The organism is Pseudoalteromonas sp. SANK 73390 (assembly GCF_054966645.1).
Genome location: NZ_ARPN01000125.1, coordinates 1 through 26,684 on the forward strand (window position 1 = coordinate 1; position 26,684 = coordinate 26,684).

General features: G+C 39.5%; 27 protein-coding genes. 16 read left to right on the forward strand and 11 right to left on the reverse strand.

The features are described from left to right. Nucleotides 1–390: 390 nt before the first annotated feature. Nucleotides 391–1,269: an FG-GAP repeat protein gene (locus tag SANK73390_RS17245; RefSeq protein ID WP_462767666.1), complete on the reverse strand. Its 879-nt coding sequence runs from the start codon at nucleotides 1,267–1,269 to the stop codon at nucleotides 391–393. Nucleotides 1,270–1,507: 238 nt separating this feature from the next. Here SANK73390_RS17245 and SANK73390_RS17250 point away from each other — a divergent pair, with 238 nt between their 5' ends. After that, complete coding sequence (locus SANK73390_RS17250) at nucleotides 1,508–3,127, forward strand: winged helix-turn-helix domain-containing protein (protein WP_462767668.1); 1,620 nt, start codon at nucleotides 1,508–1,510, stop codon at nucleotides 3,125–3,127. 4 nt (nucleotides 3,128–3,131) lie between these two features. Here SANK73390_RS17250 and SANK73390_RS17255 read toward each other — a convergent pair whose 3' ends face one another. Both SANK73390_RS17255 and SANK73390_RS17260 read right to left on the reverse strand, forming a co-directional pair. Continuing rightward, entirely contained in the window at nucleotides 3,132–4,043 is a 912-nt protein-coding gene (locus SANK73390_RS17255) for a glycoside hydrolase family 16 protein (protein WP_462767670.1), read from the reverse strand. Nucleotides 4,044–4,239: 196 nt separating this feature from the next. Then, the gene (locus SANK73390_RS17260; protein ID WP_462767672.1) at nucleotides 4,240–4,728 is read right to left on the reverse strand and encodes a GNAT family N-acetyltransferase; all 489 of its coding nucleotides are present in this window, start codon (nucleotides 4,726–4,728) and stop codon (nucleotides 4,240–4,242) included. A gap of 159 nt (nucleotides 4,729–4,887) precedes the next feature. Between SANK73390_RS17260 and SANK73390_RS17265 the strand changes: the two genes are divergently transcribed. Together SANK73390_RS17265 and SANK73390_RS17270 are read left to right on the forward strand one after the other, a co-directional pair. Next, the gene (locus SANK73390_RS17265) at nucleotides 4,888–5,043 is read left to right on the forward strand and encodes a hypothetical protein (protein WP_462767674.1); all 156 of its coding nucleotides are present in this window, start codon (nucleotides 4,888–4,890) and stop codon (nucleotides 5,041–5,043) included. 294 nt (nucleotides 5,044–5,337) lie between these two features. Further along, nucleotides 5,338–5,697, forward strand: a complete 360-nt coding sequence (locus tag SANK73390_RS17270) for a hypothetical protein (protein WP_462767676.1) — start codon at nucleotides 5,338–5,340, stop codon at nucleotides 5,695–5,697. A 546-nt stretch (nucleotides 5,698–6,243) separates the two neighbouring features. Here SANK73390_RS17270 and SANK73390_RS17275 read toward each other — a convergent pair. From SANK73390_RS17275 to udk, 3 genes are all read right to left on the reverse strand, one after another. Next, nucleotides 6,244–7,182 (reverse strand): hypothetical protein, encoded by a 939-nt coding sequence (locus SANK73390_RS17275; RefSeq protein ID WP_462767678.1) that lies wholly within the window; start codon nucleotides 7,180–7,182, stop codon nucleotides 6,244–6,246. A 281-nt stretch (nucleotides 7,183–7,463) separates the two neighbouring features. Then, on the reverse strand, nucleotides 7,464–8,687 hold the full coding sequence (locus SANK73390_RS17280) for a NupC/NupG family nucleoside CNT transporter (protein WP_462767680.1): 1,224 nt from the start codon (nucleotides 8,685–8,687) through the stop codon (nucleotides 7,464–7,466). Between the two features lie 17 nt (nucleotides 8,688–8,704). Continuing rightward, entirely contained in the window at nucleotides 8,705–9,334 is a 630-nt protein-coding gene (gene udk, locus SANK73390_RS17285) for a uridine kinase (RefSeq protein WP_261593678.1), read from the reverse strand. 303 nt (nucleotides 9,335–9,637) lie between these two features. Here udk and SANK73390_RS17290 point away from each other — a divergent pair, with 303 nt between their 5' ends. The 7 genes from SANK73390_RS17290 to SANK73390_RS17320 all read left to right on the forward strand — a co-directional run bounded on the left by SANK73390_RS17290 (nucleotide 9,638) and on the right by SANK73390_RS17320 (nucleotide 14,083). After that, nucleotides 9,638–10,852, forward strand: a complete 1,215-nt coding sequence (locus SANK73390_RS17290; RefSeq protein ID WP_462767682.1) for a phosphopentomutase — start codon at nucleotides 9,638–9,640, stop codon at nucleotides 10,850–10,852. Between the two features lie 16 nt (nucleotides 10,853–10,868). Beyond that, the gene (deoD, locus tag SANK73390_RS17295) at nucleotides 10,869–11,570 is read left to right on the forward strand and encodes a purine-nucleoside phosphorylase (protein WP_462767683.1); all 702 of its coding nucleotides are present in this window, start codon (nucleotides 10,869–10,871) and stop codon (nucleotides 11,568–11,570) included. 228 nt (nucleotides 11,571–11,798) lie between these two features. Further along, on the forward strand, nucleotides 11,799–11,990 hold the full coding sequence (locus SANK73390_RS17300; protein ID WP_462767684.1) for a hypothetical protein: 192 nt from the start codon (nucleotides 11,799–11,801) through the stop codon (nucleotides 11,988–11,990). 257 nt (nucleotides 11,991–12,247) lie between these two features. Continuing rightward, entirely contained in the window at nucleotides 12,248–12,430 is a 183-nt protein-coding gene (locus SANK73390_RS17305) for a tetratricopeptide repeat protein (RefSeq protein WP_462767685.1), read from the forward strand. After that, nucleotides 12,414–12,782 (forward strand): hypothetical protein, encoded by a 369-nt coding sequence (locus SANK73390_RS17310; RefSeq protein WP_462767686.1) that lies wholly within the window; start codon nucleotides 12,414–12,416, stop codon nucleotides 12,780–12,782. The genes SANK73390_RS17305 and SANK73390_RS17310 overlap by 17 nt, the downstream gene beginning before the upstream one ends. A 158-nt stretch (nucleotides 12,783–12,940) precedes the next feature. Continuing rightward, nucleotides 12,941–13,681 (forward strand): ferredoxin--NADP reductase, encoded by a 741-nt coding sequence (locus SANK73390_RS17315; protein WP_462767687.1) that lies wholly within the window; start codon nucleotides 12,941–12,943, stop codon nucleotides 13,679–13,681. An 84-nt stretch (nucleotides 13,682–13,765) separates the two neighbouring features. Next, complete coding sequence (locus tag SANK73390_RS17320) at nucleotides 13,766–14,083, forward strand: hypothetical protein (RefSeq protein WP_462767688.1); 318 nt, start codon at nucleotides 13,766–13,768, stop codon at nucleotides 14,081–14,083. Nucleotides 14,084–14,342: 259 nt separating this feature from the next. Here SANK73390_RS17320 and SANK73390_RS17325 read toward each other — a convergent pair whose 3' ends face one another. Then, the gene (locus SANK73390_RS17325) at nucleotides 14,343–15,218 is read right to left on the reverse strand and encodes a tetratricopeptide repeat protein (RefSeq protein WP_462767689.1); all 876 of its coding nucleotides are present in this window, start codon (nucleotides 15,216–15,218) and stop codon (nucleotides 14,343–14,345) included. A 148-nt stretch (nucleotides 15,219–15,366) separates the two neighbouring features. On the opposite strand from SANK73390_RS17325, the gene SANK73390_RS17330 reads away from it, so the two are divergent. Next, on the forward strand, nucleotides 15,367–16,086 hold the full coding sequence (locus SANK73390_RS17330) for a substrate-binding periplasmic protein (protein WP_462767690.1): 720 nt from the start codon (nucleotides 15,367–15,369) through the stop codon (nucleotides 16,084–16,086). A 20-nt stretch (nucleotides 16,087–16,106) separates the two neighbouring features. Here SANK73390_RS17330 and SANK73390_RS17335 read toward each other — a convergent pair whose 3' ends face one another. Beyond that, entirely contained in the window at nucleotides 16,107–17,015 is a 909-nt protein-coding gene (locus SANK73390_RS17335) for a histone deacetylase family protein (RefSeq protein ID WP_462767691.1), read from the reverse strand. A 110-nt stretch (nucleotides 17,016–17,125) separates the two neighbouring features. Here SANK73390_RS17335 and SANK73390_RS17340 point away from each other — a divergent pair, with 110 nt between their 5' ends. Next, the gene (locus tag SANK73390_RS17340; RefSeq protein ID WP_462767692.1) at nucleotides 17,126–18,130 is read left to right on the forward strand and encodes an L-threonylcarbamoyladenylate synthase; all 1,005 of its coding nucleotides are present in this window, start codon (nucleotides 17,126–17,128) and stop codon (nucleotides 18,128–18,130) included. 192 nt (nucleotides 18,131–18,322) lie between these two features. Next, a complete protein-coding gene (locus SANK73390_RS17345; protein ID WP_462767693.1) occupies nucleotides 18,323–20,326 on the forward strand; it encodes an alpha-amylase in 2,004 nt (667 codons plus the stop codon). On the opposite strand, the gene SANK73390_RS17350 is transcribed toward SANK73390_RS17345, so the two are convergent. Beyond that, on the reverse strand, nucleotides 20,327–21,424 hold the full coding sequence (locus tag SANK73390_RS17350; RefSeq protein ID WP_462767694.1) for a tetratricopeptide repeat protein: 1,098 nt from the start codon (nucleotides 21,422–21,424) through the stop codon (nucleotides 20,327–20,329). Nucleotides 21,425–21,496: 72 nt separating this feature from the next. Here SANK73390_RS17350 and SANK73390_RS17355 point away from each other — a divergent pair, with 72 nt between their 5' ends. Further along, on the forward strand, nucleotides 21,497–22,084 hold the full coding sequence (locus SANK73390_RS17355; RefSeq protein ID WP_462767695.1) for a GNAT family N-acetyltransferase: 588 nt from the start codon (nucleotides 21,497–21,499) through the stop codon (nucleotides 22,082–22,084). A gap of 220 nt (nucleotides 22,085–22,304) precedes the next feature. Further along, nucleotides 22,305–22,556, forward strand: a complete 252-nt coding sequence (locus SANK73390_RS17360) for a DUF2999 family protein (RefSeq protein ID WP_462767696.1) — start codon at nucleotides 22,305–22,307, stop codon at nucleotides 22,554–22,556. 142 nt (nucleotides 22,557–22,698) lie between these two features. Here SANK73390_RS17360 and SANK73390_RS17365 read toward each other — a convergent pair whose 3' ends face one another. Continuing rightward, on the reverse strand, nucleotides 22,699–23,139 hold the full coding sequence (locus tag SANK73390_RS17365) for a DUF4177 domain-containing protein (protein ID WP_462767697.1): 441 nt from the start codon (nucleotides 23,137–23,139) through the stop codon (nucleotides 22,699–22,701). A 208-nt stretch (nucleotides 23,140–23,347) separates the two neighbouring features. Beyond that, nucleotides 23,348–24,238, reverse strand: a complete 891-nt coding sequence (locus tag SANK73390_RS17370) for a LytTR family DNA-binding domain-containing protein (RefSeq protein WP_462767698.1) — start codon at nucleotides 24,236–24,238, stop codon at nucleotides 23,348–23,350. Between the two features lie 104 nt (nucleotides 24,239–24,342). On the opposite strand from SANK73390_RS17370, the gene SANK73390_RS17375 reads away from it, so the two are divergent. Continuing rightward, complete coding sequence (locus SANK73390_RS17375; RefSeq protein ID WP_462767699.1) at nucleotides 24,343–26,394, forward strand: TonB-dependent receptor plug domain-containing protein; 2,052 nt, start codon at nucleotides 24,343–24,345, stop codon at nucleotides 26,392–26,394. The last annotated feature ends 290 nt before the right edge of the window (nucleotides 26,395–26,684 follow it).

Genomic DNA, 26,684 nt, shown 5'->3' on the forward strand with positions numbered 1-26,684 from the left:
GTAAGCTTTAGGGTTAATGAGTTTTAAGATCAGATATTGCGATAGATAAATGACCCAGTAACTAAGCAAAAGTTCCGGTATGTCGTTATTCTAAATGATCAATGTTTTAATAAAATTGGTGTAATACTTTAAGCGGGGTATTTTGTTGGTATGTATGATGCTCTATTTAAGCTATTTTTTGGCTTTTAGCGAGGTTACTAATTTCGTTACACCGCAGAAACACAAAAATGAATGGTCTCAACTGCTAGTTTTGGCACCTTTGATTAAGCGTTTCAGCGCACCGAGATTTTGATGAATATGATAGGTGAATCGAAGTACCAAATAATGAGGGTGCTATTATAAATTCAACACTAGACTGTTTTACTGTTCACTATAAAATGATTTTTAATTTTACGAATCAACAATATAAGCAGCGCCCGCATCTATGCCTACGCCTTTTAAATCGTCTCTTTTGGCGGAGATCAATGCTATGTCGTCAAACAACTCCACTCTTACGCCAAAAATATCCGTTTTTGCGCCATCTTTAGCCATCAGTTTTGCTTGATGATGCCATTGTTTACCGTCGAAGACATAGGCATATACAGCACCTGCTTTTTCATCATTTAAATCAGCACCAATTAGAATCGTGTTATCATCAATCGCGACACTTATGCCAAATAAATCGCCCTGCGCACCATCATCTGCCGTAAGCTTGGCTTGAAATTGGCATGTATTATTGTTTCGTTTATAAACATAAGCGGAGCCTGAATCTTTTTGAGGTGCATCGCTGTGTGGCGCACTGATGACAAGAAAGTGCTCTGTCATAGCAATACTTTGACCAAAAGCGTCGCCTGCTTTGGCATCTTCTGTTGTTAAAATTTGCTTTTGCGACCACGTATTGGCATCTTTTTCAAAAGCAAACACAGCACCTGAGTTTTCATCTTTATCATCCCTTCTGCTCACACCTAGCATGGCAATGTGGTTTTTTAACGCTACTTTACCGCCAAGCGTGTCATCTGCATATGCTGGTTCAGACGTTAATTTTGCTTGTTGTTGCCAACCTGTAGAGTCTAAGGTGTAGATGTAGGCGGCACCTGAATTTTTAATACCATTATCATTCGCATTGAGTGCACCAACTAATGCGGTTGTGCCATCAATCGCGACACTATAGCTAAACTGATCTTCTGCTTCACCATCATTAGGTAATAGCTTTTGCTGCTTTGCATAAACTTGACAAGTGATTATCAATGCGAAACAGCATATGAATTTGAAAATGAAGTTTGGTGTCATCGTACTTTCCATGTATTAGATTAGTGATTCTTTTACAAGGGATAATCGACGAAGCAAAAATTACCACAGTTATAAAATTGAGTTGTGATAAAAAATATGGCTGCTTTATAAAACTAAAAATCATACCAAACACACAAACTGGCTATGTAATAGTCTCGTTACTCAATTATTAGCACTTGTTGTGTGTTTAATAGTTCTTTAAAGTAATGGCTAACAGTTATTTTTGAGATGGTATAATTTGAGTCTGATCGCAGGTAAGCGTACACATAAATACAAATGCTTAGGGTTTTATATAGATTTAAAACAAGGTGTTATCTCAAAAAATGGCAAGAACCAAGCGGTGCGAGCAAAAACATTGCAAGTACTGACTATGTTGATCCAACATGCTGATGAGGTAGTTTCAAAAAAGCGACTATTAGATATAATTTGGCATGATGTTGTTGTACAAGAGCAGGTATTAACACAGTCTATAAAAGAGTTGCGAGATGTGCTGGGTTCGCAAGTCATAAAAACTTTTCCTAAAGATGGCTACCAATGGGTAGCTCCAATCACAGCCATTAACACACGCAACCGTATTGCTGTGTTTATTGGTGCAATCATAGGCATTGGTTTGTTGCTTACCCTTATTATAAGTGTTAATTCAAAACAGCAAGGCAACGCGTTTAGCATTGCATTTTTACCTGTAGAGAATGATATTTCCGATAATATTCATCAGTGGGTGCCATTAAGAGGAATGGAGTATTTATCGCGACAACTTAAAGCAAACACCGATTTAACTGTTATTGGTCATGATCAAGTTTTGTATGCGCTTGAGCATCGTTCAGAGTATGGTATGCAATCACTTGATGCGAATAAACTGGCTTTTTTGCGGCAAAAATTGGAGGCAACAGTATTGGTTTACACGCGTTTAACTGGCTACCCTCAGGACTTTCAATTGCATTACACGCTATTTTTTGAATATGGAATTGAAAAGGGAGTGGAATTTGCAAAAAGCATTGAGCAAAGTTTTGAGCAACTGAATGTAACACTTGCGCATAAGTACGCAAGTCACAGGCACGCTAATGTGCAAAATTGGAATAGTGACTTTAGTAACGAAGCATTTGCACGCGGTGTGGAGTTATACTTGCAGCAAGCCTACCAGCAAGCTGTTCCATTATTTTTGGCTGCTCTTCAAACAGAACCTAACCTATTGGCAGCTAGGCGTTATTTAGCAGCTAGTTATGCAAATCAAGGTCTTCACTCTAAGGCAATCACTTTGCTGATGACAACGGTTGAGCAAAGTGGGACTTTTGACAATCGTGAGCTTATCAGGGCGCACCTTATGATTGGGTATTTACTGATCAATTGGCCACGAGGCAAGGTACGAGTAATGGAGCTAAGTGATGCGCAATTTTATATTGAAAAAGCGCAGACACTGGCCCAAACCCAGCAAGATGAGCTGTTTATTGCTTATACTTATGAAGAACTTGGTAAAATTAAGCGCTTGCAGGGAGATTTTCAACAAGCCACAAAATTAGTGACTAAGGCACTTGAGTATCATCAATCTTTTTATAGCCAATATGGGCAAACCGCTGCATTGATTGAGTTGGCACGTATTGCGGCGCAGCAACAGCAATTTGATGTTGCGGGCACGTATTTGGAGCAAGCACAAAAGATTGCCGATGATCATGCAGCGCCCGCCAATCAGGTGTGGGTACTATTGGCCAAAGCAGATGTTGCTAAGCAGCAAAATAAATTAACTGAAGCCGAGCAACTAGCACTGAGCGCGCAGCAAGTTGCCCGTTATAGTGACAAACCTCATTTAATTACCAGAGTGGCAGCATGGTTTAATGACCAATCACCGTATACCGTTAATTGAATTGTTATAGGCTGCAGTAATCATCTAGCTTAGGATGCCAGTTATTCACTGTATCCATTTGTTGAATTCGCTTGCTGCGTAGTTGTGCAACTTTTTGAGTGACAGCTTGGGTGTTAAGGGTAGTATCTTGTGAAAAGTAAACCCAATCAATGTCTTGATAATACTGTCGCATTTCTTTGCTTTGTACAATCTGCTCGCTTATAAACCACAAATTAAAGTTAATTGACATTGCCACTTCTGGGTAAACCTCAGGTCCATGGTCGGCGAAGAGTTTACCGTTTACATAATAACGTAGTCGGTTATCTGTTACTTTTAGCAGTAATGTGTTCCACCCTTGCAAGCTATTTTGTAGCGTGCTGTACTCATTTACTTTAGTAAATGGATTGAGCTTAAAGGTTTCCCATGAAGTAGCAAACAGCGTTTTATTACCCTTACCCCAGCCGCCATTAGCTAAATATTCAAAGTCCATTTCGCTATAGTTTGGGTCCATGGGAGCTGCCAGAGGGCTTATGGCATAAAAGGTCTCAACAACACCATCTCCATCGGGACCATATTGTGGTTTGTCGTTAAAAAAAACACGCGCTGCATAAATGCCTTCGCGGTACTTTCGTTTATGGCATACCTGAGTGTGGCGAGTATTTTCAGCACTGCCGTCGGTTTTTGAGGTAAGTCTCATCACCGTGTTATTATGATCTAAACTATCAAGGTGAAATGATACCCCTTCTTGCCACCATTTAGCACCTTTAATTCCAGGATGCCCTGTTTGGGTTCTAATTTGCCAGCCATTTTTAGTGGCATCAACAAAGGTTTTATAACTAAAGTCATCAAACATGATTGGGGCATCTTTGGCTGCATAAACGCCAACGCTGCATAACAACGAAGTTAAAAGTAGTGGCATTGTTATTATTGATTTCATCATTGTTCCTTAAGTGGTGTATTGTTCTCACGACCAATTTTTAAGGAAGCTTTTGTCATTGTGCTAATTAAATAAAATTAAACTCTCCTCTGTATCCTATTAATTAAATGCAATTTATTGATTTATAGTCTTTTAATTTTTAATTCAAGTTCTATTTGGTTTGTAATATATCTTTTTAAGTAAGCTTATTTTTTAATTAGCTATTTTCAGTTTCAATTTTATACAAAGAAAAGCCTCTTTTTTTATAATTATTTAGAGCGTTGGGGTGGTCAAGATCGCACGTGTGAAGCCATACCCTTTTGGTTCCTTCAATGGCCCATGCAGACTCTACTGCGTGACTTAATAAAGCGCCACCGTATCCCTTGCCAATAAAAGAGGCTGTTAACCCAAAGTACATGATCTCAACTTCGTTTTTTGTATGAAGGTTTAGCTCGTAGTAACCGACAATTGCGCCTTTGCTATAACCGACCCAAGTGCGTATTTTATTTGACTCAATATAGTTCTGCCAACGCGCTAAAGACCAAGATAACTTATCAGTCCATTGCCAATGCTTGCCAACAAGCGAGTATAAAAAAAGATTGAACTCAGGTTGTATGGTTTCTATTTCAACAATACTGAGGTCGTCAGGTAAAGGGGAGGGCGTTAGGTCAGTTTCACTCAACATTTGTAAATAATAGATTTGCATACTATTTATCCTTTTTATTAAAGCGCACGTTATACGTGATCGATACCACTTATACCTTCATATTTTAGATACGTATTATGACAAAGGCCGCGCATAAAATCACAGCACGTGTTATAAAAATCAGTAGTTAATGTGTAATTGCAAAGGAATGAGTAGGCTGTGAAAAATGAACATAAACTCAGTGCAGACGAATGGGTGACTGAGATTGGTATGAGAGATGGTACAAAAATGGGGAGCAGAGGGTTTTCTAGTAAAGAAGGTTCAGCCCCAGTTTGTATTATTTTACCAGCTATGGGTGTGAGAGCCAACTATTAGCGAATCATGGCTGTAGTTCGGTAAGGCCATATAAGACAGTTAATTATGATTATAACGAAGTTCTCAATACTGACCTTCCAGCGATTGTCGGTGCAGTAAAAGCACACTATGAATGTAATCAGGTAACGTAGTCGGTCATAGTTTAGGTGCGCAACTTGGATTGTTATATGCGTCTCAAGTTGACCATGTTTCTGGCGTAGTGATGATCGCTAGTGGTTCTCTAATTGCTATAAAAATATCGCAAACCCGTGGCGACGTTGGGGGCGTTATTTAGGCTATAATTGTATTGGCTGTTTGAGTGCTGTGCTGGGCTATTTCCCCGGCGAGCGCTTTAAATTTTCAGGCAGAGAGTTTAAAGGTTTAATACAGGATTGGTTACAGCAAGGTTTTACCGGTCGGTATCGAGTCAAAGGCTCGGCATTGGATTATGAACAGCTGTTAGAAACCATCAAACTGCCCGTGCTGTTTGTTTATTTAACAGGTGATAAGTATATAACGCAACAGTGTAGTGATTTTTTGGCTAGTAAATTAAAAGCAGCAGAAGTAACGCGTATTAAGTTACAACCTGAAGATGTAGGCCTAAGTCGAGCATCGCACTTTAAGTGGGTGCAGCAGCCGAAAGCCATCACAGAGCGTATTTTACAGTGGCTATAAAACGATAAAAGGGCCTTTGGTGAAGTATCGTTCAAGTTAGTATGAATGCCTTAACCCCTTAAGGCATTCAACCAATTGTTTTGTAAATGCGGCATATCTCGTTAAGTTTCTAAGCTAGCGAGAGGAAAAACCCTGCAATTGCTGCGCTCATTAGGTTAGCAAAGCCATATAGTGTGAATGTGACAATCAGGTACGGATATCCATTAGGGCCAAAGAGGATAATTCCTTTCAATTGAAAGCCGAATATATGGCAGCAATGAACTTTGAATTTCTACCAACGATTGTCTTGCAATCGGAGCGATTCTATATATGTCCTTATTGGTTTCTACTCTGAAAATATAAGCTGCTGAGTATATAAAGTACGCAGCTTTTTAAGTTTACCTTTGTACCTAAGAAATAATGGGTAGAGAATACTTGTAAGCTAACAGCATTGATAATAAAAGCTTTTTACATCACTTTTTTCGCTACTGTTTGATTTTAGGAACGTGTGCTCGAGCTAGTTTATATTCTCAAGCACATAATTACTTTCAATTGAAGCGCATTAACTTATCTTGGTTGGCACTCTGGGTTATGGCCCATATAGCAGGGGTTTCTGTAGAGCTTTGAATCAACCTTCATTGATAAACCTCCAGAGAAGACAACTTTGAACGAAGAATTATTGAAATATTCGGAGTTAGTGTATATCTGAATATAATGTCCAGGCGTGATATTCTTAAGTCTATTTTTAATGCTTATACCGATACTGCCAAACTCACCTTCTGGAATTGCTTTTTCCAAAGAAAACATGGATTTAGACCATCCAGCAGGTTTTGAGTTTAATTGCTCACGTACAGACTCAGAAAGTTTTGCTTTAATTTTATTGTTAAATAAAGTGGTTAAAAGAGGGTAGTCTATACCTAGGAGCCGTGAGTCAACATCAATATCTAAGTCTATATGCTCGATCTTCACATTTCCCGCTTTTCCGTCCATAAAATTGTAAGTTGCAGTTGCAACGATGTCTTTTGCGCTAATCGTTGCGTATGCTGAAGCGATAACTGATGGAACATATTTTATGGTAGCTTTAGCTTTTGCATGTACCCCGAATCCATCTACTTTAACCAATATTGTTCCATTGGGGCCAGAAGTAAGACGCGCGTTTAAGTCACCGATTATTGATAAGTTGAAGTATCTCAATACGGCAAAACTAGGCATTTGTTCGAGAAATTGTGCGTGGAGATCTGCGCGTAAATCCGCTTCTTGCTCTTTGCGTGCCATGTATTGCCTTTGTAAAATACTGTACGCAGAGTTGTTTCTAGGTAATCGGATACAATCATCAAAACTACCTGCTTTTACAAATAACCGTTCTACACGTGTTGCTGATGTATACCTATTAATTGACTCTTCAATAACATCCTTGTCGCATTCATGATAAGCGTATGCTTGATTAGTAAATATTACCGATGACAGCAATGCTATGGATAACCCATATATTCTTAATAGCTTCATTTTATTGTCCTTAAGTACCATTATTGGCGGTTAAAAATCGTACAGTTGAGGGACTTCACTGTCAATATATTGGGTAATTTATTGTGTAAATATTTGTTGGAAAGTGAAAAAAAGTGTAGATAAAAAGTGAACTTAGTTGAGGTAAGAGAAAATTGAAATTTTAAACGATAAAAGGGCCTTGCGGCCCTTTGGTGAAGTATCGTTCAAGTTAGTATGAATGCCTTAACCCCTTAAGGTATTCAACCAATTGTTTTGCAAATGCGGCATATCTCGTTAAGTTTCTAAGCTAGCGAGAGGAAAAACCCTGCAATTGCTGCGCTCATTAGGTTAGCCATTGACCCTGCTAAAACCGCCCTGAGCCCTAAGCGTGCGATATCCTTTCTACGACTTGGCGCCATACCACCTAGTCCGCCTAGTAAAATTGCTATCGAAGATAGGTTAGCAAAGCCACATAACGCGAATGTGACAACCGCTTGTGTGTGCTCACTCAACCCTTCTCGATAATTCATAAAGTCTAGGTAGGCAACAAACTCGTTAACTACTAGCTTTTGACCGATAAAACTACCAGCTATTACGGCTTCATCCCATGGCACACCAATTAGCCATGCTACAGGAGCAAAAACGTAACCTAAAATTTCTTGCAATGTGAGTGTTGGGTAATCAAACCAAGCACCTATTCCACCTAACATGCCATTTAATAAAGCAATTAATGCAACAAATGCAAGTAACATTGCACCTACGTTTAGTGCCAAGTGCATGCCGCTTGATGCGCCAGCAGCAGCTGCGTCAATCACATTAACTGGTTTATCTTCATCGGCGTTTACATCCGACAAATCTTGTTTTGGTTGCTCTGTTTCTGGCACAATCATTTTTGCCATTAAAAAGCCACCAGGCGCTGCCATAAAACTGGCCGCAATTAGGTACTTAAGCTCAACGCCAATTGCAACGTAGCCTGCCATTACTGAACCTGCAACCGTTGCTAAACCACCAACCATAACCGCGAATAATTCAGACTTAGTCATTGTTGGTATAAACGGCTTAACAATCAAAGGAGCTTCTGTTTGGCCTACAAATATATTTGCTGTGGCCGATAAAGACTCAGGCTTTGATGTTTTAAGTAGCTTTTGTAATCCACCACCTAAAATTTTAATGATCCATGCCATAATGCCGAGATAGTATAAAACCGCCACTAAAGCTGAAAAGAATACAATAACTGGCAATACTTGAACCGCAAAAATAAAGCCTAACGAACTTTTATCTGCAAGTGGTCCAAATAGAAATGCTATCCCGTCATTGGCATAGCCAATTACAGCTGATACTGCGCTGGACATGCTTGCTAAAGCGTTTTTACCCGCATCAACAAATAGCACAAATCCACCGATTGATACTTGCATTGCGAATGCAACCCCAACCGTACGTTTATTTATGGCCTTACGGTTTGTTGAAAAACCGTAAGCCACGCTCAGTAGCATTAGCATGCCTACTAAGCTCATTATTGTTGTCATGCCCTAAAGTTCCCGTTTTATTCTTGCAGTAAGTATTTTATTTTACTTTTAATTATATCAATCGCAACGCGATTCATACCACCACGGGTGACGACCAAGTCGGCATTGTGCTTTGAAGGCTCAATAAACTGATAAAACATGGGTCTTACCGTTGCTTGGTATTGTTCAACCACAGACGGCAAGCTTCTACCGCGTTGCTCAATATCTCGTTGCATTCGACGCAGTAAACAAATATCTAAGGGCGTATCAATAAACACCTTAATATCAAATTCTTCACTTAATGCGGGGTCGCTTAACAGTAAAATACCCTCAATGATTAATATCTTGGCTGGGATTACTGTACGCGTTTCATTGCTACGTGTATGTTGGGCATAGTCGTAGGTAGGTACTTCTACAGATTTACCTAACCTTAACTGCTCTAAATGTGTGCGCAGCAAATCATGTTCAAACGCATCTGGATGGTCATAGTTCGTTTGTGTCCTATGCTCAATCGGTAAATGCGATTGGTCTTTGTAATAAGCGTCTTCTTCAATAATGGCGATCGCGCCAGATTCAAGTTCGTTGACTAACTCATTGTATATTGTCTGTGTAAAAAGAGATTTACCGGAAGCAGATGCTCCAGCAATAGCTATAATTGTTCGTGTCACTAAAGTTCACACCCAGCAGTCGTTAACGTTGGAAGATCACAATAGCAAAAAAGACACGATTAATCTCTTTTGCTTCGCTTAGGGTGCAAATTTAGCGATTTTGCAGATAACAAAACAGGACTTATGTCCTGTGAGACAAAATCAACAACTTCAACGACGTTCGTGAATTTTGTTATGCTTTTATGACAGCGGACTTATGTCCTGTACGATTATTCAGAGCAACAATAAAGTAGCAATCAATGGGAGCACAGGTTGGATATTTACACAAACGTAAACCCATGTCTTGTAAAAATGAGGTAAATAATGGCAAGAGCAATCATTTTAATGGCAGATAGCCTAGGTATTGGCGCAGCACCTGATGCAGAACACTTTGGTGATGTTGGCGCAAATACTCTTGCACATCTTTTACAAGCGTATAAACAAGAAACAGGTAAAGCGTTACCTTTACCAAACCTAAGTCGTTTAGGTTTACTTGATGCATGTGAAGCTGCAGGCAAAGAAGCCTGTGAAGTCAGCCAAAGGCAGCAACCTCAAGCCGCTTGGGGCTATGCTAAAGAGTTATCCAGTGGTAAAGACACGCCATCAGGCCATTGGGAGATGGCAGGGGTGCCTGTGTTGTTTGAGTGGGGATACTTCCCTAACACAGTACCTTGTTTTCCTCAGGAGTTTGTAGATGAACTTTGCAAACGTGCTGATATTTCAGGCATTTTAGGTAATTGTTATGCCTCAGGTACGACCATTTTAGAACAGCTGGGTGAGGAGCATGTAAAAACAGGCATGCCAATTTGTTACACCTCAGTTGATAGCGTTTTTCAAATAGCCGCTCATGAGCAAGCGTTCGGCCTTGACAAGCTTTATCAAGTATGTGAAATCGCACGGGCACTGCTTGATGAAATGAATATAGGACGAGTAATTGCGCGGCCGTTTATAGGCACTTCGAGTGCCGACTTTATTCGTACCGGTAATCGCAGAGATTACTCGGTGTTGCCACCAGCGCCAACGTTATTAGATAAATTGGCAGCAGATGGTGGCGAAGTAATCAGTGTTGGCAAAATTGCTGATATTTATGCGCATCAAGGCATTACCCAAAAGCATAAAGCGCCTGGACTAATGAACTTGCTAGAGAAAACGTCAGAATTAGTTGATAGCGCACCTGATCACAGTTTAATTTTTACTAACTTAGTGGATTTTGACGAAAAATTTGGTCATCGCCGTAATGCCGTTGGGTATGCACAAGCACTTGCAGAATTTGATGCTTTTTTACCTACTATACTCAACAAATTGCAAGAAGATGACTTGTTGATGATCACCGCCGATCACGGGTGTGATCCAACTGCGCCTGGAACTGATCATACTCGTGAGTATGTGCCTGTTTTGGCTTATACACCGGGTTTAAAAAATGCTCCGTTAGGAGAAAGACAAAGTTTTGCAGACATAGGTCAAACCCTTGCCCAGTGGTTTAATTTATCTGCGCTTGAGTATGGTGAAGGGTTTAAAGCTTCGCTGAACAAAGCATAAAGAAGGAAAACAATTGATGAGCACACCTCATATTAGTGCAAACAGTGGTGATTTTGCCGAAACAGTATTAATGCCTGGCGACCCGCTTCGCGCGCAGTACATTGCGGAGCACTTTTTAGAAGATGCGCGTCAAGTAACCGGTGTTCGTAATATGTATGGTTTTACCGGAACTTATAATGGTAAACCTGTGAGTATTATGGGCTCTGGCATGGGTATTCCTTCAATGTCTATATACGCACGTGAGCTTATAGCAAGTTATGGCGTAAAAAACTTGATCCGAATTGGTACCTGCGGCGGTATAAGTAAAGATATTAAAATTCGCGACGTTATTTTTGCGCAAGGTGCAAGTACAGATTCAAACGTAAACCGTGCTCGTGTACGTGGTTATGATTTTGCAGCAATCGCCGATTTTGGTTTACTTGAAAACGGTGTAAATGCAGCACGAAAGCTTGGGATTGAAGCGAAGGTAGGTAATGTATTTACCACCGACACATTTTATCAAGCAGATGAAACTTTTTATGCACAGCTAGACAAGTTAGGCATTATGGCCGTTGATATGGAAACCGCTGGCATGTATGGCGTTGCAGCAGAATATGGTGCTAAAGCAATGGCTTTATTTACTGTGAGTGATCATGTGATCACAGGTGAAGCAACACCTAGCGATGAGCGTCAAAGTACTTTTAATGAAATGGTAAAAATTGCATTAGAGTCAATTTAAAAAATTTATTTTCAGGTTGAGCAAAACCTGAAAATTATCAGTTCCTTGGTAACGTAATCGCAGAGTTTTGGAGACACGCCTAAAACAAAGCGAATCACACCCAAAAAGCCGCACCTAGTGCGGCTTTTTTTTGCCTACGATTTTGATTTTAATGGATGTAAAAATTTAAGGGAAATACGTTGATTAACAACTATGCTTTGATGAATGGCACAATTTTAAGGCGTATAAATGTCAATTATCTCCTTGATTTTATCTTCACTTCTTATGTTTCTGGTGAGCGCTGCACAACAGGGTGAATTGAAAGCATTGACATCTAGTGAGCCCAAAAGTGCTCTCAAGTTATATGGTGAGTTATTAAAGCAAGCTCAAAAAGAGGGTAATCAAGATGCTATAGTGGCTCTGCATTTAGAAGGGGGTTAGCTGCGTTAAATTCACGTGATTGGGAAAGTTTTATATCAATTGTAGAACAACTTTATGACGCTGACCTTGGTGCTCATGTAGGCCCAGTAAAGTTTAACTTGATCACTCGAATTGGTGTTGCTTATCGTTATAACAATCAGCTAGAGCAAGCACGACGTCATTACCAATGTGCATTAAGACTCTCAGCAAGTGATATTGAATTAACATTGTTAAAAGTTAATCTAGTAATTGTTTATAGGTAGACAGAGCAACCAGCTATGGCATTTCAGTTGATAAATAGTATTGATGAGCAACAATTATCAGCAAAAGTTAAAGTTGGTTATTGGGTTGTCAGAGGAAATATTTTAGCCGCACTAGGAGAGTACAAAAGTGCGCTAGAATACTTTGAAAAAGCGCACTTATTATATTTAAGCGTAAGGACAGGTGTGCAGAGACGTTAATCAAACTAAATATTATGAGCACAGCTTTGGCCAACAATCATTAGATAAGTTTTTACAGTATCGAACAGGCTATGAACCATTACTGCGCGAACAGAGTTTAAAGTCATTGCTGTTTTTACAGTGGCTTGACGTTATAGATAAGACTATTAAAACGGCTACTATCTCTGAAGACGATGAGGCTTGGTTAACAGTGAATATAGCTACACTTATTGAGCAAGGTTATGGCACAGGTATCAAAGCACACTTGAGCATCATTGATGCGGTGCACTTATATCCAAAGCATCCCCCCAAGCGGCAGGGGGATAATGCTTTACCTGAATTAATGGGTAAACCTTGGTGCCCTGAGCTTTGACATTACTATTATATCTGCCATGGTTTATTGAGGTACTCTTAATGTTATGTGGCATAAAAGTGTTGCGTGCTACAACATCAGCACTAATTGCAATCATATTTATGAACTCATAATTACCTAAATTGAGTTTGTAAAATGTATTATGCTGGAGAGAATGTATGGCCCGGTGGGTAACAGGCAAAGTAATTAATGTAAATTGGTGGACACCTAGTTTGTTTAGTTTAAAAGTGGCTGCTGATGTTCAACCTTTCAAAGCTGGGCAATTTACGAAGCTAGCACTTGAAGTGGATGGTAAACGTATTGCGCGTGCTTATTCATATGTGAACTCTCCACATGACCCTACTTTGGAATTTTACCTAATAGAAGTGACTGACGGTTGTTTGTCACAAAAACTGGCCCGCTTAACAGCGGGTGATGATATATACATTGACGCTCAAGCTAATGGCTTTTTAACGATTGAAGAAATACCAGATGCACATACTTTGTGGATGTTAAGTACTGGCACGGCAATTGGGCCTTTTTTATCTATTTTGGCACAAGGTAAGCTTTGGGATAGGTTTAGGCAGGTTATACTGGTACATGGTGTTCGCGCTAATGATGACTTAACTTATCGACAGCAAATTAGCATGACGCAACAGGCGTTTAAGCAATTTAAGTATGTTCCTGTAGTATCAAGAGAAGTACCAGAATATGGCTTGTCAGGGCGGATCACACATGTGTTAGAATCTGCTCAATTAGCTTCGTTTTGTGCTCTTGAAGGGTTGCCAAAGTCTAGTCATTTTATGATTTGTGGTAATCCTCAAATGGTTAAAGACACTACCCATTGGCTCACGACTAAGGGTTTTAAAAGGCACCGCCGTGCAGAGCCTGGTCATATCTCGGTTGAGCAATATTGGTAATTGATCATAAACTTTAATGGTGGCTCGAAGTTGTAGATAAACAACTAATTGAGTACAAATTATGTTGAACAAATTGGTGTTTGTATGAGTGAAGACAAAAAAATAAGATTATTGTATCGTGTTGAACCAGGTTGTTTAGGCCCTACAGGAAAAGACTTTGTTGAAGGTTTTTGTGAGTTTGCAAATAATAAAATTAAACCGCCAGTGTATGCGCTTTTTAGTTTTGTACCTCGCTATGATAAAGCTTTGCCCGAAAGAGAATACACAATAGCAAATAAAAACTTATCTATGGCTCAAGTTGAAGCTTACCTAGATAGGTTGGATAAAGACAAAGACGAATTTGAAGAGCAAATTGATGAGTTACTATCACATGCGATTGATGCTTATTTAAAAAGGTTATAGTTTTTTATTTGTATGACTTTAAAGTTTGTTTATTGTATAAAGTATACAATGGGCGCTTGATTTACAAGTGCGTACGTTATAACAATATCTAATAAGTTATTTAAAGCTCAAGCAAGGCGTTAAGGCAGAAATGTTAAGAGATCCTGACCTTCGTCATGAAAGAGGGCGTTCAGAATTCTGAACGCCCTCTAATGTTTAGCTGGGCAATCATACCCTGCAAGTTAATTTAGCGACAATAGCAATGGTTGCAGTCATGCTTTTAAGTATGATCAATCAATTCATTAAAGCTTGCATTGTCGTGTAAACTAGCAAAAGCGGCCTCATGCAATAGTTCATTTTTTAAATTTGGGGCATATTCTAAAGCCATGCGAATATCTGACATCGCATCTGCATGTTGATGCAATATGGCGAAGGCGCAGGCTCTTTGCCAGTATGCATAGCCATAATCATTATCCATCTCCAACGCCTGATTACACAATTGTATAGCAAGGCTGGTGTCGCCAAGCTCTAACAGCGCATCAGCCTTGTATGCAATGGCTTCCACATCTTCTGGTTTACGATTTAGGATTTCGTCGTAAATTTCAATTTTAGAGCTCATATCACTTTCTAAGTTGGCTCGCATCCATAGCGAGTGTACTTCATTGGTAATGGTTATCTTTTTATGGTTAGTGAGGATTTCTTCAGAGCGCTCTTTTAGTTTTTCTTCAAGTATTTGCAGTCTTTGTTCGTATTCTTCTGTGATATTACCGACACGTTCCTTAACCATGTCTTCAACTTTGTTTTTAATGTCTCTGAGTGATGTCCAGCCAACAACAACTAATATTGAAGCTGTTGCAGTGATAATAAATAATACATTGTTAACGGTGTCTGTAGTATAGGTTATAGCTCTATCAGCGGCATCTAATTGGCTGTGAGTGACTTGCTTGGTTACATCTTCACGTAGTTTTTGTTGATCATAACGGACAGCTTTTAGCTCGTCTAAAATGTATCTCTCTATAAGGGGCTTATACATAGGGGCTTGCTGGGCATCAAGTGCTTGTTGTTTTTCAGCCTCTGTAGGCTGCGTATGTTGTTGTTGAGCATTGGCACCTTGGCTGAATAACCAAATACAAAGCAAAAAGAAGAATGATTTCATAACGTACTATACTTTCTATTAATTAAGAGCGCATGGTGCATGAAGTTAAGATAAAAAGCAAAACCAGAGATGAAACTTTAGTTGTTGTTTTTGCAATGTATAGGGGTAATGCGCATAATGTTTAAAAAACAGTCAGGGTGAGTGTGGTATGAGGATATATTGGTTTGTGTTTTTGCTGTGCTCTTGCACTATCCATGCTCAGCCCATATTGAATGTAGTGACTGAAGATTGGGTACCATACAACTTCAGCAATGAAGAAGGTGAAGTGGTGGGGCGTGCAACTAAAAAGGTGCGAGAAGTGCTTGAAGCTGCTCAAGTACCTTATGAGATCAGGGTTTATCCTTGGCTTCGTTCTATGAAGTTGGTAAAAACCAAAGCAAATACCATGATTTATTCCATCTATCAGACCAAAGAGCGCAAGCCTTTATTTTTGTGGGCTTGCCCTTTACTTAAACCGGTTAAAGAATATTTATTTAAACTTCGCAGCAGAGATGATATTAAATTAACATCTCTGGAAGATGCCAAAAAGTATATCATCTCACTGGTTCGAGGTAGTATGTCGCATGAATATTTATTGGCTAGAGGTTTTAAAAAAGAGGTAAACTTAGACCTTTCAGCAGATCCCAGCGCAATTCCCCGTAAATTGCTTGCTAGAAGAGCAGATTTCGTTATTACAACTGAGTACACCGCGTATGAAATGATGAAAGGACAAGGCAAGCCATATGAGTTATTAGAAATTGCTTATGAAGTTAAAAATGCCGATGAACGTCGTGCATGTATGGCATTTAATAAAAATACTGACCCACACATTATAGAGCGAGTTCGCAAGGCTCTGCTTGAGCATAATGCAAATTTTGAAAGCCCTTAGGTTAACCTGACCTTTATTTGTTAAAGTAAAGCAGCTTGTTCAATTACAATGCCGTGGCGCTGAGCTAAACGTTGATGGTTCTTGTCGTAGCCGCCACCAATGACTGTGGCAACAGGAATACCATATTTTTGGCATGTTTTTAATACTAAGGCATCGCGCTTTTGTAAGCCTTGCCAAGTAATATTTAGTTTACCTAATCCATCATGTTGCCAAACATCAACACCGGCATCATACAAAACCAATGAAGGGTTAATATCTTCGATGAGTCCTACTAGTGTTTCTTTTACAATGTTTAGGTAGGCATTATCTTCAAGGTTGTTATCTAAGCCAATATCGAGATCGCTTGGGTGTTTTCTAAACGGGAAGTTTTTTTGGCAATGAATCGAGCAGGTGAATACATATGAATTGTGTTTGAGCATAGCTGCAGTGCCATCACCTTGATGTACATCTAAATCAAAAATAAGAATGTTACGCGCTTTTTGTTGCGTGACTAACGTGCTGGCAGTGAAAGCCAAGTCGTTCACCATACAAAACCCCGAACCAAAGTCATAATGGGCGTGGTGTGTACCACCAGCTAAATGGCACGCAATACCATGCTCTAAGGCGAGTTGAGCTGTTTTTAGCGTCCCTAATGGTGCAGTGAATGTGCGTGCCATAAGCAGCTCAGACCATGGTAGGCCAATACGACGCATGGCTTTATTATTCAAACGATTATGCCACAGATCCCAAATGTAATTTTCGCAGTGGACTTCTTCTAGATGCTCAGGTGTCCCTAAAGTTGGTTGGTAAAGGTTATTTTTAATGAAACCTTGTTGCTGGCAGTGCTCAAATAACTTTGCAAATTTACTCATTACAAAGCGATGTTTCGGGTCGAATGAGAAAGAGTAATTTGGGTGATACACTAAAGGTAAGTTAGGATTGAAAGTCATTATTGTCACATGCTCTTAAATAAGAATTTATTTGTCGTTGTGGTCATTTCTTAAGGTATAATAGCGGGTTTGCAGAGTATGTACGAACATGGTTCCTTATTGGATTAGGTATGAGCGCTAACTTAAAAACTGAAATTTTATCTTTAAACGAGCGGCGGAGTTTAGAAACTGCTTTTGAGTATTTGAAAAGTGGTGAGTTGGTCGCTATTCCTACAGAAACAGTTTATGGGCTTGCAGCCGATGCCAGCCAACCCGATGCTGTCAGTAAAATATTCGCTGCAAAGGGTCGCCCTGCCGATCACCCTTTAATTGTACATGTTGACGGGGTCGATAAGCTGAATAAGTGGGCTGCGGCTATACCTAAATGTGTAGAGGCGTTAGCTGGTGCATTTTGGCCAGGCCCCTTGACCTTAATTTTACCTAAAGCTGATCATGTATCAACAATTGTGACTGGTGGACAAAACACAGTAGGTTTACGAGTACCAAATCAGGCGGATGTATTAGCATTACTAGCCCGTTTAGATACAGGCCTTGCTGCGCCGTCTGCAAACCCCTACAAACGCATTAGCCCAACTACGGCTGAGCAAGTTATGTTTGGCTTGAATAATAAAATTGCGGCAATATTAGATGGCGGGCCTTGTGAGGTTGGATTAGAGTCAACTATTGTTGATGTTACTGGCCACACACCCACTATTTTGCGTGCCGGTCCTATTACTAAATCACAAATAGAAGCTGTATTGGGATATCCGATTCACATGCCGCAAACTCATAATGCGGCCGTGCCGGGCAATGTGAAAGCGCATTATCAACCTTCAAAACCGGTCAAGCTAATGCAAAGCAAACATTTGTTTGAACAATTAACAGCGCATTCAATATTGTATCAAAGTGATATAGCGGTACTGTATTACTCTGACTTTTTAACGAATGAGCTGGATAATACGAGCGCGATGCAAATGAAGCTATCATCAGATAAAGCACGTTATGCACAAAACCTTTATTATGCACTGCATCAGCTTGATGGTGCTGAAATAAAGCATATCTGGATTGAGCTGCCACCACTTGATGAACAGTGGCAGGATGTACATGATCGTTTAAGTCGTTCAGCGGCAAGTTAACACTTTAAATATGGCCTACTTTAAGTGAAATTGAAGATGATTTTGTTTATTTTGGCGTCATTCGAGCAGTTACAGCAAAGAATTAATTCAGCTAAATAATATAGTTGCATACGTATTCAGCGGGATAAATTAGATACAGTGCTCTACATTGTTATCGGTTTGTAAATAAATCAAAAAACAAAAGAGCACATTATGACAACATTAAATAAAATATCTAAGCTTTCGGCTGCCAGTGGTGCTGCATTGCTGTGTTTTGCGCACTCTGCGCAAGCTCAACCTACCACGTTTGTTCACTTGTTCGAGTGGTCTTGGCTTGATGTAGCACAAGAGTGCGAAACCTTTTTAGGACCCAAAGGCTATGCGGCTGTTCAAGTCTCACCACCTAATGAGCATATCACTGGCGCACCATGGTGGACACGTTATCAACCTGTAAGCTACCAATTACAAAGTCGTGGTGGCACGCAAGCGCAGTTTAAAGATATGGTTAAGCGCTGCAAGCAAGCTGGTGTCGATATATACGTAGATGCTGTAATAAACCATATGGCGGCGGGCAGTGGTCAAGGTACTGCTGGGACGAGTTATGGTATTAAACAATTTCCTATGTATAGCCCACAAGATTTTCACCAAAGTTGTGCGATTAATGATGAAGACTACGGTAATAACGCGTGGCGGGTACAAAACTGTGAGTTAGTTGGGTTAGCTGATTTAGATACCGATACCACTTATGTACAATCGCAACTTTCGGATTTTTTAAACACTTTAGTAAGTGCCGGGGTCGCGGGGTTTCGATTAGACGCTTCCAAGCACATGCCAGCATCAGACATTGCTACTATTTTGTCGCAAGTAAACGGTACACCTTTGATATTTCAAGAAGTGATTGATCAGGGTGGTGAAGCCGTCAGTGCAAATGAGTACTTTGGCAATGGGCTTGTGACTGAGTTTAAATACACCACTAAGCTTGGAGAGGCGTTTAAAAACGGTAAGCTTGCATGGTTGAGTAATTTTGGTGAGGCATGGGGGATGATGCCAAGTTACAAAGCCGTTGTTTTTGTTGATAATCATGATAATCAACGCGGACATGGTGGTGCTGGTAACGTGGTGACGTTTGCTGATGGTAAACTATATGATTTAGCGAATGTGTTTATGTTGGCTTATCCTTATGGTTACCCAAAAGTAATGTCGAGTTTTGAGTTCAATCACGATAGTGATGCTGGGCCGCCTAGTATAACAGTGCATGATAATGGACAGCTTAACTGTTTTGCAGATCAATGGCAGTGTGAGCATCGCCATATGATGATCTCTGGTGCAGTTGATTTTCGCAATAACACGACTAGCCATTGGCAAGTTAATAATTGGTGGGATAACGGTAATAATCAGATAGCATTTTCTCGTGGTAATGAAGGGTTTGTTGCGATCAACCGTGACTCAGTAGCCTTAACACACACTTTGCAAACGGGCCTTGCTCAGGGCGTATATTGTGACGTATTAACAGGTAGTTTAAACGCTAATAAATCGAGCTGTTCTGGGCGAACTGTAACGGTCAACACACAAGGGTATGCTGATGTTACGTTGACTCAAATGGATGCACTGGCCATTCACCATAACGCAAAGATTGTTGATGATGTCATCGAACCAATGCAGCGCACGGTAATTTTTATTAAGGCTGCGACCCAAGCAGGGCAGGATATGTTTGTGCGTGGTGGCATTGATCATAACTATGCACAGAGTATTGGTAGAAATTGCACACAGGATGCGAGTCAATGTGCACTAAAAATAACCCATAATAATTTAAAAAACAGCACGACTAATGATTGGAAAGTAGGTGATCACCATCTTGATTGGTCAGCAAATGAAGCGACACAAAATGCAGGTGCTCAAGGCAGCCCTTTGGATTGGACAACGAATAAATGGCCTGATGCATGGGGTGTTAAACGTGTTGTCTCACAAGATGGTTATGGAGAAACACCACTCAACCTGTACGGTGATCACTATTGGATGTTAGATGTGCAAATGGACTGTAGTAACAGTATAGATGGTTGGTTTGAGTTAAAAGCTTATGTAAAAAATGGCCAAGGATGGGAGGGGGATATAGCACAAATTGGTACACCTTACACTACAAATAACCATTTTGCGCAGTGTGGTAAAATCAATGTATTTGAATTTGCTAAAAATAGCGCGAGATACGCAGACTTTTAATTAAGTAATTGAGTCAAAGTCGCTTTTTAAGCGACTTTGATTTTCGTTTGGCGCAATGCAGTATTGTTCTAGCAAGTCTAATGGCACTGTTTTTTTAGGCCTAACGCGCTCATACTGCGCTGTTTGCTTGGCAAATTGTACTGAGATCCAAGGTACATTCACCATTTCTACATACTTGCGTATTGATTGTTGCTGACCATGTTCAAATAAAAAATCACCATGCTCAATGGCATAAGCAAAGCGTGTGTGTTGAATTTCATTAGGTGCCTGCATTGCACTGACTAATGAATGCATGATCACAAAATGGTAATAATAGTGATGATTACTATTGGCAATGGAAAAAATAGTTTGTCTAACTGAATTTTGATAGCGCCAAAACTGTCTGAAATCACCAAGTAGCACTTCAGTATTTAAGAGGTTTAGCCCGATGCGTGCAGCAGTTTCAGTTTCGCCAGCCAAACTAAGGTCTCGATATAGCGCTTTGAATAAATGTCTTGCTTGGCGTAGTTGATTGTTATCAAGCAGATAATTAGCTAAGTTTATCTTTACTCGCAGATGTTGTTGTTTGTTTTCAGCCAGTGCTTTAGCTTGCTCTAGTATACTTTTTGCTTTGTCGTATTGTTTGGCGTGTAACATTGCCGATTGTAGATTTAAAAGCGTATGAAAGCGAAAGTTATTACTGCCATTATTCAAAGATAAAGCGCACTGATAAGCATCAATTGCATGTTCGTAGTGACCATTCATTCTCAAAAGAACACCTAGATTACTAATTAACTTAGCTTGATGATTATCAATATGGGGCTGCCATATAGGGTGTGAAAGTTTTAGAGCAATGGCGTTGGCAAGCTTAGGTTGATTGCTTATGATAGCGGCTTTGAGAGTAAGTTGATAAAACTGAGCTGAACCCGTATTAGCTGGCAGTTCTGCATATTGATAATAGCGTTGTGCAAGCTCATCAGGTTGAAGCATGAACTGTGATTTTAGCTCTGATAAGTTAGGTGGTGCACCTTGCAAAAGGGCGATTAAAACAGCAAAATTCAGCAGCACATTTACTCCAACCGTTTCTAAAATGCCAATCTCGGCTTTGTTTTCAGGCACTGAGGCCTGCGAATATGCTGAGTGTAACTGCAATACATCTACGAATAAAGAATCATAAAGGAAATAACAATAATGAGGATAAAAAACACTGCCTTAAAAGGACGTTATGTCACTTTAGCGCCCTTAGAACTGTGCCATATTGACGGCCTAAAGTGCGCTGTTGAAGATGGCGAACCTTGGCGGCTATGGTATGCCAACGTACCCAAACCTGAGCAAATGCAAACGTATATTGAGAGGGCAATCGAAGAAGCTAAAAGTGGCGATATCGCTTATGCTGTTATTGATAATAAAACGCAAAAAGTTGTTGGCACTACACGTTATTATCAAGTAGATAGCAGCAATAAACGAGCGGCCATTGGTTATACCTGGTACGCAAGTAGTGTGCGCCGTAGTGCAGTTAATACAGAAGCTAAACTGCTCTTACTAGAAAACTTATTTGTAATATGCGATGCCATCGCCGTTGAATTTAAAACACATTTTTTCAATCATGCTTCTCGAAGTGCTATAGAACGTTTAGGCGCTAAATTAGATGGGGTATTACGGGCACATCAAATTATGCCCGACGGCTCACTAAGAGATACCGCTGTATACTCGATTATCGCCAGCGAATGGCCTGCTGTGCGCAATAATTTAATGCATAAATTAAATGAGTATCAATAAAAACGTGAACTAGTTTGTATATTATTCGGTCCACGTAAAGTTGTAGCGGGCTTAAATATAGGGGCGGGCGTGACTTTTATTTCATCTGGTTTAGCTGTCGCTTTGATGCGCCAAAAGTAGGCACTTGAAAAACACAACCAGAGCCACTACATATAACCATCATACGCTTTTGCTTTGTGAAAAGGTACTGGCGCACTACTTGAGTATAAAAGGTAAAATCATGAACCCAATTTTGGCGATACTAAAAGAGCACAACATAAGTGACGAGCAAGCAAAAGAGCTTTTCCAAACGTTAACTGAAAACCCAATGATGGCAATGGGGTTGATTTCACAGTTAGGCATTCCTCCAGAAAAGCTTCAGCAGTTAATGGGATTGGTAATGCAAAACCCTGAACTTATCAAAGAGGCCGTCGATGAATTGGGTTTAGATTTCTCAAAAGTTGAAGAGGCTAAAGCAAAGTTAAATCAATAAATGCTCGATGGGCGGCGAGTAATTGCCGCTTTTTAGCGTGTGCTTTTAGTGGCTATATAAACAAACAATAAAGATTGACATGCTTTAGGGTAATTTTTGTGGTTTATCAAAGTTTACCTATTCAGTGAATACATAGCGAAGCTTATGAATAACTTTTTGGCTTTGTACATTCTCTTTGTAAAATAGCAAGCATTGTGCCTGTTTGACCTGTCCAAACACCTTGAGCAACCTCTGGTGTTAGCACTTGCACCAACATCCAACCATCTTGACCTTCTTTATTCAAAATACTGGCCAAATCTGGTAGTTTTTGTTTTTTAAGGCCAGCAAGAAACCCCTCTTTATTTGCTATTTCCAATGTTTTAAATTCATATTTGGTCACTTTTACTGGTTCTTCATCGTCAAGGTCATGAATATTGATGTCAAATGCTGACGCCAGTGCTTTTTTAGATTGCAGTGAAGCGGTTGCGTCTTTTTCGATTCGCTGAATTGTTCTGAGATTTAAGCCAGAAGCAATCGCTAACTCTTCTTGAGACCAGCTTTGATTAGCTCTTAATTTTAATATTAATGCGGCATTTATTTTCATATTAATCCTGTGATTAGATTGCTTAAAGTCAGCGTAATGATCCAACCTTATTAAGGATCCTTTTACGACTACATTACGACTATAACCTGAAAACTTCACGACACTTTACGACAGCATTTCATTTAGCTCTTATACTTTAATACTTATAAATATGGCTGTTTATAAAGCTACTTTAGTGACTCAAGATGCGTCAATTATCAATCTAAAATTAACTCTCTAACCACTTTTTTACCTTTTTCATATTGGTACGACTGACAGGTACATGCTCTTTATTTGACATTAATAGTGAGCCTTCGCGGTTATTTTTTGAAAGTGATTGAATGTGTACTTTATTTACCCAAAAGCTGCGATGCGTCTGTCCATCAATAAGGTTTGGTTCAGCGGCACAAATATCTGCAATAGCATCTTTTAGGTTATATAAAATCAAATGCTGCTGTGATTGCGTAACTACTTTTAAATAATGTAGTTCAGCTTTTAAATATATGAGTTCACTAATGGATTTGAGTTGTGCTAGTTGATAAAACGAGTGAGGGTCACTGTTATGATTTTGAACTGGTTGCGCTTCATTTTTTGTGCATTGAATATTCTTTTGCTCAAAAGTTGGGCTTAATTCAGGTAGCGATTTTGTATCATTAATGCTTTCTGTTACTGCAATTTCTTCACTATGGAGTGTGTTTGTTGTTTTTTCGAGCTTAAAGCCAATGATCCAAGGCAAATTAATGGCTATCCATGATAATAGTGCAGGGGGCACCATGTTTTGCCATTCTTCAAAAAGCGCATTCCAGCTATATGCTGTTTCATATTCAACATAAACGTCAATCAGCAATGAGAATGGGGTGTAAAAAGTAACGCCTATAATAGAACTAATTGCTAGTTTTAGTATGTCATTTTGCTTTCCTAAAGGGCCCGTGAGTAAGCAGTGGGACACAATAAAAAATGCTAAGCACGAAAAAACTTGTACTTGCCAAACTAAAAAACTTAGCCAAATAGGCAGGTGATTATCATCATCTGATACACACAGTAGGCAAGCCAAAAAGAATCCAACAAAGAAAAAATATCGCCAAGGACTAATTGCGCCTAATGGAAATTGCCCATTCATACAAAAAACTGCCCATTCATACATAAATCAATAGTTTAATTAAACCAGAAAGCAATAGGTACGTAAATTAAAGTCATCACAAAATGAATATTAAAGGACGCAAGATGACTTTTTCAAAACATATTTTAGCAATGATTATTGGCACGGTAGGCACACCAGTTTGGGCACAAAGTAATGCAACAGACAAAGAGATAGAAAGTATCACCGTGATTGCTTCAAAACCTGATGGTATCAAAATCAGTTCAGGCAAGTTGTTGTCTTTGCCTGGTACGGGGAACGACCCATTAAAAGGGCTAGAAGCTTTGCCTGGGGTTGTGCTTGCTACGCCAAGTACAGGAGGGCCAGTAGCACAGCCCGCTATTCGGGGTAGCTCTGTGAGTGATAATTTGTACCTAACTGATGGTTTGGAAATGGGCTATGTATTTCATAACGATGGTTTGAGTATTTATAACCCATTACTCATTGAGAGCTTTGAATTAAAAACGGGTGCTTGGTCTAGCAAATACGCTGATGCTAATGGTGGCATTATTTTAACTCAGTTGCGAGACCCTGATGGAGATAGTCCCTCTCAGGTACTCGATTTGAGCTTTTTTAGGAGTGGTTTTTTATATGAGCAGGCAATATCTAGTAATACGGCATTTTATGTTTCTTTTCGTGAAAGTTTAGTTCACACCTATGTTGATAACTTTATCGAGGACGAAGATTTTTCGTTCGCGGTGCCACCAAGAAATCGTGACTACCAAGCAAAGCTGATTTGGGATGTGAATGATAATAATATTATTCGTGCCACGGCAAGTGGTGCGAAAGATTATATTGAGATTGCTTTTGATGAGGGGGGGCGAGATATTGGTAAAAACCCAGATTTAGCATCAGGGGAGCGTTTTGAAACTTACTTTCACAGCCAAGCTGTAAGTTGGCAAAATTTTACTGGGGATTTTGAAACAACCACGAGCCTGAATATATTGACACAAAATAAACAAGAACGTGAGGGTGATATATTTCGCTGGGATGCAGACATCACAAAATTAATAGCGCAAACCGATGTAACTTATCGTGGTGAAAGCAGTGTTATTAAATTTGGGGCAAAGCTGCAAGACACTGAAGTAGATTATGTTAGCAGTGGTCGCTTGCTTGCGTGTAATTTAGAGTTTGAAATTTGTCCTCCAAGTTATTTTAGTGAACAGTTTGAAACGTCAGGTAAATTGAGCTTCAACAAATATCAAGCTTATGTTCAAGCAAGTGCAGATTTATCTCAGAGGTGGGATTATCAAGTGGGTATTTCTTTTATCGGCTCTGATAGGAATGACCAAAACTATCTGGAGCCAAGAGTAAGAGTGGGCTACCAAGTTAACATGGCGCACAAGGTGAATTTTAGTATGGGGGTGCATCATACTTTAATTGATGACTATCAATTTATCATTGAAGGGTATGGCAACCCTAATTTGCAAGCTAGTGGTTCAAAGCATTATGCGTTGAATTTGGAGTCTCAGTTAGATGATGGGTATAGCGTTAAAACAGAACTATTTTATAAAGAATTAGATAACTTAATTGTTGCTAATCCTAATGCACAAAAGCGCATGCCAAACCAAATAACTACGGGGCACTCTACATTTGAAGATGTTGCTAAAGGTCAATCCTACGGGATTGAGTTGTTAGTTAATAAGCAGCTTGCTGATGATTGGTTTGGTTGGGCGAGTATTGCATATAGCAAAACAGAGCGTGATAATCCCCTTACAAAGCAAAAGTTTAATTCAGAGTTTGATTTGCCTTGGGTTGCCAACCTTGTGGTTGATTATAAGTGGAATGACAATTGGCAGTTGGGCGCCAAATGGCGTTTTCAAAGTGGCAGGCGTTATACTCAAGTCCAATCAGCAACACCTTATATAGAGCAAGGTAATGAGCCCCTATTCTATATTCCACATTATGGAGAGTTTAATGTCCTGCAATGGGATAATTATCATCGCCTAGATATTCGCGCTGATTATAGAACGCAACTATTTGGACTTGAAAGTAATGTCTATTTTGAAGTGTTGAACGTTTATGGCTCAAGAGCTGTGCAAGAGCTTGAATACGATAAAATGTATTCAAAGTTTGAAAAAGATTATCAGTTCCCCGATATGCCTTTGCCTTCTATTGGGGTGAGTATTTCATTTTAATACCATTAATGTTATTAAAATATTGATCATTATAGCGGGCTAAATGACTCATTAACTGCTTTAAAAATGAGTCATGTAGAATAACTAAACAGCGAGATTTTTACCTATTTATTAGGGGCTTATGTGGACTCCCAGCTAATGTCAAAAAGTCCATATGTGCACCTAAGACATTTACCGATCGCAATATCTAATCATTTAATTAATGCAATTGGTATAAGTACAAACGTCAGCAGCTGTTATTGTAACTAAATTAAACATTTTTAGTATGGAGAGTGTATCCAAATTGACTC